11 protein-coding genes are annotated in these 6913 nt (G+C 50.7%); all 11 read left to right on the top strand.

Going from position 1 to position 6913, the window contains the following annotated elements:
• Window positions 1-217, top strand: a 217-nt coding sequence (locus ACP5SG_RS05320; RefSeq protein WP_428122664.1) for a desulfoferrodoxin family protein, incomplete at its 5' end; no start/stop codon positions are given.
• Window positions 205-765 (top strand): ferritin, encoded by a 561-nt coding sequence (locus tag ACP5SG_RS05325; RefSeq protein WP_428122670.1) that lies wholly within the window; start codon window positions 205-207, stop codon window positions 763-765. The genes ACP5SG_RS05320 and ACP5SG_RS05325, both read left to right, overlap by 13 nt.
• A gap of 12 nt (window positions 766-777) precedes the next feature.
• Entirely contained in the window at window positions 778-1011 is a 234-nt protein-coding gene (locus ACP5SG_RS05330; RefSeq protein ID WP_237888842.1) for a rubredoxin, read from the top strand.
• A gap of 23 nt (window positions 1012-1034) precedes the next feature.
• Window positions 1035-1196: a rubredoxin gene (gene rd, locus ACP5SG_RS05335; protein ID WP_424661545.1), complete on the top strand. Its 162-nt coding sequence runs from the start codon at window positions 1035-1037 to the stop codon at window positions 1194-1196.
• 55 nt (window positions 1197-1251) lie between these two features.
• A complete protein-coding gene (locus tag ACP5SG_RS05340; protein WP_330873301.1) occupies window positions 1252-1608 on the top strand; it encodes a cytoplasmic protein in 357 nt (118 codons plus the stop codon).
• 30 nt (window positions 1609-1638) lie between these two features.
• Window positions 1639-2829, top strand: coding sequence for an FprA family A-type flavoprotein (locus ACP5SG_RS05345; protein ID WP_237888844.1), 1191 nt, complete (start codon window positions 1639-1641; stop codon window positions 2827-2829).
• Window positions 2830-2831: 2 nt separating this feature from the next.
• The gene (locus ACP5SG_RS05350; RefSeq protein WP_237888845.1) at window positions 2832-3416 is read left to right on the top strand and encodes a DVU0298 family protein; all 585 of its coding nucleotides are present in this window, start codon (window positions 2832-2834) and stop codon (window positions 3414-3416) included.
• 85 nt (window positions 3417-3501) lie between these two features.
• Entirely contained in the window at window positions 3502-3975 is a 474-nt protein-coding gene (locus tag ACP5SG_RS05355) for a hypothetical protein (RefSeq protein WP_428122677.1), read from the top strand.
• Window positions 3968-4534 (top strand): PAS domain S-box protein, encoded by a 567-nt coding sequence (locus ACP5SG_RS05360; protein WP_428122680.1) that lies wholly within the window; start codon window positions 3968-3970, stop codon window positions 4532-4534. Before ACP5SG_RS05355 ends, ACP5SG_RS05360 begins: the two co-directional genes overlap by 8 nt.
• A 4-nt stretch (window positions 4535-4538) precedes the next feature.
• Window positions 4539-5849: a cytochrome ubiquinol oxidase subunit I gene (locus ACP5SG_RS05365; RefSeq protein WP_424661678.1), complete on the top strand. Its 1311-nt coding sequence runs from the start codon at window positions 4539-4541 to the stop codon at window positions 5847-5849.
• A gap of 36 nt (window positions 5850-5885) precedes the next feature.
• Window positions 5886-6911 carry a cytochrome d ubiquinol oxidase subunit II gene (cydB, locus tag ACP5SG_RS05370; RefSeq protein WP_237888847.1) on the top strand — a complete coding sequence of 342 codons (1026 nt, stop codon included), beginning with the start codon at window positions 5886-5888 and terminating at the stop codon, window positions 6909-6911.
• Window positions 6912-6913 lie beyond the last annotated feature (2 nt).

Here is a 6913-nt window from a genome sequence, read left to right on the forward strand (position 1 = left end):
CGAGAAGGTCGATGGTGGCTACAAGATCAAGGTGGGCAGCGTTCCTCACCCGATGGAGGAAAAGCACTATATCGAATGGATCGAGCTCATTGCGGACGGCAGGGCCTATAGGGAATTCCTGAAGCCAGGCGACAAGCCCGAGGCCTTTTTCTGCATCGACGCAACGAACATAACCGCCCGCGAATACTGTAACCTTCACGGGCTATGGAAGGGATAAAGACCATGCTCAGCAAAAAGATGCAGGACCTATTGAACGACCAGATAAATTTTGAATTTTATTCGGCCTATATCTATCTGTCCATGGCGGCATATCTCCAGGCGAATGACCTGCTAGGATGCGCCCATTGGATGAGGGTGCAGACGCAGGAGGAACTCATGCATGCCATGAAAATGTACGACTTCGTCAATGACCGTAGCGGCAGGGTGGTTCTGAAGGAGATCAAGGGGCCAAAGGCAGAATGGGCGTCACCGCTTGAGGCCTTTGAAGATGCGCTCAAACACGAGCAGACAGTGACAGGCCGCATAAACCACATGATGGACATCGCCATTGAGGAAAAGGACCACGCCACCCAGATATTCCTCCAGTGGTTTATCTCCGAGCAGGTTGAAGAGGAGGCGTCGGTAGGCGCGGTAATCCAAAGACTGAAGCTTGCTGGTCAATCTCCGGGCGGGATGTTCATGGTGGACAAGGAGCTTGCTCAAAGGATATTCACGCCGCCTCCCCAGACATCCCAAGCGCCTCTAGCGCCGCCCCAAAAGGCCTGAAGGAGCAGAAATATGTCAAGACCAGAGGATATGTGGCAGTGCCAGACCCTGAATTGCGGATACATCTATGACCCAGACAGGGGTGACAGAAAGGGCAAGATACCGAAAGGGGTGAGGTTTAAAGACCTACCCGACGGCTGGAGATGTCCCGTGTGCGGGGCCACAAAGGCCATGTTTAGGCCCCTTGCGGGCCCTGGATCTGTTATGGAGGAACAGGCCATACCTGGACCTCAAACTGAAGTCTAAAAAGATAAAAGGAGATGACAGAAATGAAAAAATACAAGTGCTCTGTTTGTGGATATGTCTATGACCCTGCAGTCGGAGACGCTGAAAACGGCGTTGAGCCTGGCACCCCGTTTGAGAAGCTGCCTAAGGACTGGGTCTGCCCGGTATGCGGGGCTGCAAAGGATCAATTTGATCCGATAGATTAAGGATCGGCCATGTCCAGAGAAGGACGGCCTTCCTGACAGGACCCTGGGGGACGGCATGAAAAAGATGAAAAAGATAGTGATCTTTGCATTCAGGGGCGAGGCCATGTGTTTTGTGCATGTCCTCTTGAATTCCCTCGACCTCAATAAAAAGGATATGGGAGGCAGAATAGTCATTGAAGGCGAGGCGACAAGGCTCATACCAGGGATGGAAAGACCCGACGACTTTCTGAACAACTTATATCTCAAGGTTAAAGAAAAGGGCCTCATAGACGCGGTCTGCAAGGCCTGCTCTCAAAAGATGGGTGTGCTGGCCGAGGTGGAAAGGCTTGGACTCCCGATAGCGTCAGATATGTCGGGTCATGTAGCTATGGCAGGATATATTGAAAGGGGCTTTGAGATAATAACCCTTTGACATGATTATAGATCTATAAGGAGGCAAGAAATGACTGCAACAGAGATAAAAAAAGACATCTACTGGGTCGGGGCCGTGGACTGGACTATCCGCGACTTTCATGGCTACTCCACCTATAAGGGCACGACCTATAACGCATATCTCATGAAGGATGAAAAGACGGTCCTATTTGACACGGTAAAGAAAGAGAAAAAGGGCGACCTTGTCCATCACATCAGGGCCATCATGGACCCTGAAAAGATCGACTACATCGTGGTGAACCATGTAGAGATGGATCACTCAGGCTCTCTGCCCGATATGATCGACCTGATAAAGCCCGAGAAGGTCTTCTGCTCAGCCATGGGCAAAAAGGCCCTGATTGAGCATTTTCACCGGGAGGACTGGCCATTGGAGGTGGTTTCGCCAAACCAGCCGATAAGCACCGGAAAGAGGTCCATCCAGTTCATTGAGACCAGAATGCTCCACTGGCCGGACAGCATGTTCTCTTACATCCCAGAGGAAAAACTCCTGATCTCCAGTGACGCCTTCGGCGAACACTGGGCGACCAGCGAACGTTTTGATGACGAGGTGGATTTTGACGAACTCATGCGGCACAACGCCAAGTATTACTCAAACATCCTGCTCCTGTACTCGCCTCTGGTGCAAAAGCTCCTTGAAAATGTAAGGAAATCGGGGCTGCAGATAGATATGATTGCACCTGACCACGGCCTTATAAAACGCTCTCACATAGCAGACATCCTCAAGGCCTATGACGACTGGTCAAGCCACAAGGCAAAGAAAAAGGCGCTGGTGATCTATGACACCATGTGGCACAGCACCGAGATGATGGCGAAGGCGGTTGCGGACGGGATCATGGATGAAGGCGTAAGCGTCCAGCTCCTGGACCTGCAGGTAAACCACCGGAGTGACGTCATAACCGAGGTCCTTGACGCCAAGGCGGTCGTTCTCGGATCCCCCACACTCAACAACGGCATGCTCCCTCGTATGGCGGGCTTTCTTCAGTATATGAAGGGGCTGAAGCCCGGCAACAAGATCGGCGCGGCATTCGGCTCATACGGCTGGAGCGGCGAGGCGGTAAAGCAGATGAATCAGGCCATGGAAGAGATGAAGTTTACGGTCACAGAGCCCGGCATCCGCATAAAATACGTCCCGGCACACCCAGACCTCAAAGAATGTGTTGAGATGGGCAGGAGAATAGGTAAGGCCGTAAAGGCAGACTAGGCATGGACAGGCGGGCGCTGGGGCAAACCTTGAGGGAAAAAGGACTTGAAGAGGTACTGCGCCAGCTCTCCGGCCTCTCTGCCAAAAAGGCCATAAACACCCTCATTCCATCTCTTTACTCGCCTGACGAGGTGGTGAGACTCAAAGCCGTCTCTGCCTTTGGTGACATGATGAAAAGACTTGCCGGAGAAGACATGGAGGCGGCCCGCATTGTAATGCGCCGGCTTATGTGGAGCCTCAATGACGAATCAGGCGGCATCGGCTGGGGTGCGCCGGAGGCGATGGCAGAGGCCATGGCAAGGCACAAGGGCCTCCTAGAAGAGTATGGACAAATACTGCTTTCTTATATACGGCAAGACGGCAACTATCTTGAATATGCCCCACTAAGGAAAGGGGCGCTCCGGGGGATCATGAGGATATCTGAGACAAACCCGGACTTTTTAAAAAAATGCAAGGCCATCGTATATATAAAACCATTCCTTGTGTCTCCTGATCCGCTTGAAAGAATGTACGGCTCACTAATAGCAGATCGCATAGGCGAAAAGGAAGATTACAAGGCGCCTTCAAGCCCGGCAGGCGATAAGTAAAAAGGATGCATATATTATTTTGGACGAATGGAATTGATTAGGATACCGTCGCCAAAGATTGCGCCGAGGGGGCAAGAGATGAATTATGCAAGCAAGCCGCAATGATCGTTCCCTGCTGTTCGTCGCGGACGGATACCCAATAAAACCTGCAATCGCCGCGGCGGTCGCAAAGACCTTAAAAAATGATGGGCTCGCCATATTAGTCGGGGGCAGACCTGTGGCGGAGTGGACGCCTTCGGAATCGACGATAATGGCTGAGGCGGGCCTTGGGCTTCCTGAAAGGATAATCCCGATCGACGAGATAAATCTCCACCTCTTTGACCTGATCATATGTTTCGGCAATGAGAAATGTCCGGGATACCAGGCGCTCCCAGGAAATCCGATTTTCATCAAATGGGCGGTTGACGAAGATGTGGAAACCGGTCCACCATACCACGATATCCGCATCTTGCGGGGAATGAGGGACAGGATATCTCAACTGACCCATGATTTTTTTGAACAGGGCTATTTCAACGCCCTCATTCAGGTAAAAAAAGAACGCGGAATTGGTCATGGATAATCTATACGACGGCATAATCGCCCATGACCTAAAAAGGCGCATATTTTATTTCAACAGGGCGGCGGAAGAGATCACAGGCTACAACCGTCAAGACATACTCGGCAAGGATTGTCACGAGGCGTTTCCTGGCAAATTCTGCGACAGCAGGTGTTCTTTTTGCGACGGCAAGAGAGATGTATCCGGACTCCCGTGCCATTATCCACTTACGATAAGGAGCAGACAGGGTGATGTGAAGAGGGCCGAGATGTCAGTAGTGCCCATGAGGTTTCTTAAAAAGAATAAAACGGACGATTTTATGGAAGATGATAATAAATTAATCGATATGGCCTTAGAAATGGTCCGCGATATGATCATACTTGCTGACAGGGCGGACGCTGACTGCCAAAACGACGGCTGTAGACTCTTGTTTGGGGTGATCAGAGACTGCGCTTACCGAATAAGGATGGAGATAGAACGAGAAAGACAGGCGAGGGCATCCGCTGAATCGTATCTATGCGGCATGGCAAAATCAGACAAACAAAAGGGCATAAAGGCCTTTAAAATCAAAGACAGGGGGTAGGATTATGGATGTATTGATGTTGTCGAGGCTGCAGTTTGCTGCCGCCACTATGTTTCACTTTCTCTTTGTCCCGTTGACCTTAGGGCTTTCGATTCTGACCGCGGTCTTTGAGACCATGTATGTAAGGACCGAGGATGAAGATTACAAACGGGCTGCCAAGTTTTGGGGCAAACTCTTTCTTATCAATTTCGCACTGGGGATCGTGACCGGTATCACGTTGGAGTTTCAATTTGGCACCAACTGGTCGCGCTATTCAAAATATGTAGGCGATATCTTCGGTTCGCTCCTGGCCATCGAGGCTACGCTGGCCTTCTTCCTGGAATCCACCTTCGCAGGCCTCTGGATATTCACATGGGACAAGGTCTCAAAGAAGACGCATGCGGTCTTTATCTGGCTGGTGGCCATTGCGTCCAATGTCTCGGCCCTTTGGATACTCATCGCAAACGCATGGATGCAAAGGCCTGTCGGCTATGTGCTAAGAAACGGCAGGGCTGAACTGGACAATTTTACAACCGTCATCACGAACAAGTTTGCAGTGCTGGAATTCCTGCATACCATAAGCGGCGCCTACATCTTGGCCGGTTTCTTTGTAATAGGCGTCTCAGCTTATCATATCCTCAGAAAAAACGAGGTCGTCTTTTTTAAAAAATCGTTCAATGCCGCAGTGACCTTCACACTCATATTCGCCTTATTCGAGGTATTCAACGGCCACTTAAACGGTTCCGAGGTGGCGGAGACACAGCCTACCAAGCTTGCCGCCATGGAATCCTACTGGGAGACGGATTCTTATGCGCCGATGTACCTATTCCTGATCCCTGATGCAAAGAATGAGAGAAACAGTGTAGAGATCCTGCCAATCCCTGGCGCACTGAGCCTGCTTGCCTTCCATAGGGCCTCAGCTGAAGTAAAAGGTCTTAAGGACTTTGCGGTCCAAGACCGTCCACCTGTAGGACTTACTTTCTGGTCGTTCAGGATAATGGTGGGTCTTGGGTTTCTCTTTGCAGTCCTTGCCGTGATAGGCTGGTTTAAACGCAACGACATAGAAGAATATCCAGGGTATTTGAAACTAATGGTCTGCGCCATTCCCCTTCCATATATAGCAAACGAAGCGGGCTGGATAGTTGCGGAAGTGGGCAGGCAACCTTGGATCGTATACGGGCTCATGCGGACATCCGATGCCGTATCAGTGCTTGCGGTATCTCAGGTGGCCGTCTCTTTGGCGGCGTTTGTAATACTTTATACGTTTTTGGGTGTTGTGGACTTTTATCTACTTGCAAAATATGCCCGCAAGGGCCCAAATCCGGCCAAGGCTTAGACAGATCAAAAAAAAAAAAATAAAGGAGGCGTCATCATGCTTGAGACTATATGGTTCATACTATGGGGTGTACTCTGGGCGGTATATTTCATGCTCGACGGTTTTGATCTGGGCCTTGGCTCGCTAATGCCCGTATTGGCCGAAAACGAACAGGAAAGGCGGATTGTCTATAACGCCATGGGCCCGTTCTGGGACGGAAACGAGGTCTGGCTGATCACTGCGGGCGGCGCTACATTTGCGGCATTCCCGGTGGCATATGCAGTCATGTTCAACGGTCTATATGCAGCCCTACTCCTGCTCCTGTTCGCCCTTATCTTAAGGGGGATATCGTTCGAATTCCGCAATAAGGTGGACAGCCCGGGTTGGCGCTCAATCTGGGATGCGTGTCTAGTTATTGGAAGCTTTCTGCCCGCACTCCTTTTGGGCATCGCCTTTGCAAACATATTTCAGGGTATCCCAATAGATGAAAACGGGGTATTCCAAGGCGGGCTCCTCACCCTCCTAAACCCCTATGGCATTGCCGGTGGTGTACTCTTTGTGCTCCTATTCATGCTCCACGGCTCTATCTGGCTTGCAATAAAATCCGAGGGCGATCTACAGACAAGGGCCGGACGGATGGCATCCAGGCTTTGGCCCATACTACTTGTAGTGGCGATACTGTTCCTTGCCTTTACGTTCTTCGCCACCCATCTCTTTAACAACTACCTCAAGACACCGGTGCTCATGATCATACCTTTGATCGCGGTAGCGGCACTTTTGATAACAAAAGTCTTCATCGGACGGATGAACTGGTGGAAGGCGTGGTTCGCCTCAAGCACCACCATACTCTTTATCACCTTTTTCGGCGTGGCAGGGCTCTTCCCTGATCTCCTGCCATCAAGCCTCAATCCTAACTACAGCATAACGGCCTTTAATGCGGCCTCAAGCCAACTTACATTGAAGATCATGCTGGTCGTGGCCCTGGTCATAGTGCCTATCGTGATCGCCTATCAAACATGGGTCTATATCTTTTTAAGGGGTAAGGTTACGGAAAAAGACCTGACCTACGAAGAGGCATATTAAAA

It is taken from the genome of Dissulfurimicrobium sp. (assembly GCF_049968175.1).
Taxonomy (GTDB): Bacteria; Desulfobacterota; Dissulfuribacteria; order Dissulfuribacterales; family Sh68; genus Dissulfurimicrobium; species Dissulfurimicrobium hydrothermale.